Origin of the sequence: Micromonospora maritima, from assembly GCF_902825405.1 — a bacterium.
In the GTDB taxonomy this organism is placed as follows: Bacteria; Actinomycetota; Actinomycetes; order Mycobacteriales; family Micromonosporaceae; genus Micromonospora; species Micromonospora maritima.
The window spans coordinates 1-1,575 of sequence record NZ_CADEAU010000809.1; the positions used below are offsets into that span (position 1 = coordinate 1).

At 76.3% G+C, this 1,575-nt stretch carries 1 protein-coding gene; it reads left to right on the plus strand.

Features of this window, described 5'->3' with window-relative positions:
- Positions 1–1,575 (plus strand): type I polyketide synthase (locus tag HUW36_RS32490; protein WP_217428921.1); only part of this gene is annotated, 1,575 nt, incomplete at both ends.

Below are 1,575 nucleotides of genomic sequence, written 5' to 3' on the forward strand. Positions count from 1 at the left end.
ACCTGGCCTCCGTCACGCCGACCGGCGCGGAGCCGGAACCCGCGCGGCAGGCCCCACCGGGCGCCGGCGTCACGGTGGCCGCCGGCCCGGCGGAGGCGCTCGTCGCCGTCGTCGGCATGGCCTGCCGGTTCCCGGGGGCGCGCACGGTCGACGAGTTCTGGGCCAACGTCCGCGACGGGGTGGAGTCGGTCCGCGAGTTCACCGTCGAGGAGATGCTCGCCGACGGCGCGGACCCGGCCCGGATCGACGACCCGGCGTACGTGCGCGCCGGCACCCACCTGCCCGGCATCGACGAGTTCGACGCGGCGTTCTTCGGTTTCACGCCCCGGGAGGCGGAGACGCTCGACCCGCAGCACCGGCTGCTGCTGGAGTGCGCCTGGCACGCCCTGGAGCACGCCGGGCACGACCCGTCGCGGCACCCCGGTCGGGTCGGCCTCTTCGCCGGCTCGGGCCGCAGCTCCTACCTGCTCGACCACCTCAACGGCCGGCCGGAGCTGACCGGCGCGCTCAGCGAACACCAGCTCTCCCTCGGCAACGACAAGGACTTCCTGCTCAGCCGCGTCGCCTACCAGCTCGACCTGACCGGTCCGGCGGTCACCGTGGCCACCGCCTGCTCCACCTCGCTGGTGGCCGTGCACCTGGGCCGGCAGAGCCTGCTGGCCGGTGAGTCGGACGTGGTCCTGGCCGGCGGCGTCAGCGTCTTCCCGGCCCAGCGGCGCGGCTACCTGCACCACGACGGCGGCATCTACTCCCCCGACGGGCACTGCCGGCCGTTCAGCGCCGACGCGCGCGGCAGCATCGAGTCCAGTGGCGTGGGCGTGGTGGTGCTCAAGCGGCTGGCCGACGCGGTCGCCGCCGGCGACACGGTCTACGCGGTGATCCGCGGCTCGGCGATCAACAACGACGGGGCCCGCCGCACCGGCTACACCGCGCCGGGCGTCGCCGGGCAGGTCGAGGTGATCAGCAGCGCCCTGGCCGCCGCCCGGGTGGACCCGCGCTCGGTGGGCTACGTGGAGGCGCACGGCACCGGCACCACGCTCGGCGACCCGATCGAGGTGGCCGCGCTGACCGAGGCGTTCCGGCGCGGCACCGACGAGCGCGGCTTCTGCGCGCTGGGCTCGGTCAAGGCGAACATCGGCCACACCGACGCGGCGGCCGGGGTGGCCGGTCTGATCAAGACGGTGATGGCGCTGTGGACGCGGACGCTGCCGCCGACGATCAACGTGGACCGTCCCCACCCGGGGATCGACTTCGCGTCCGGCCCGTTCCGGCTCGACGGCACGGCCCGGCCGTGGCCCGGCGACGGTCCGCGCCGGGCCGGGGTCAGCTCCTTCGGCATGGGCGGCACCAACGCGCACGTGGTGCTGGAGGAGCCGCCCGCACCGCCTGTCGCGCCGCCGGTCCCGCCCGCGCCGGGACCCCGCCTGCTGACGGTGTCGGCCCGTACCCCGGCCGCGCTGGAGAGCGCCACCCGGCAGCTGCGCGACCACCTCGACGCCCACCCCGCGGTGGCGCTCGCCGACGTCGCGGCGGCGCTGGGCCGCCGGGCGGCGATGCCAGATCGGAAGAGCGTCG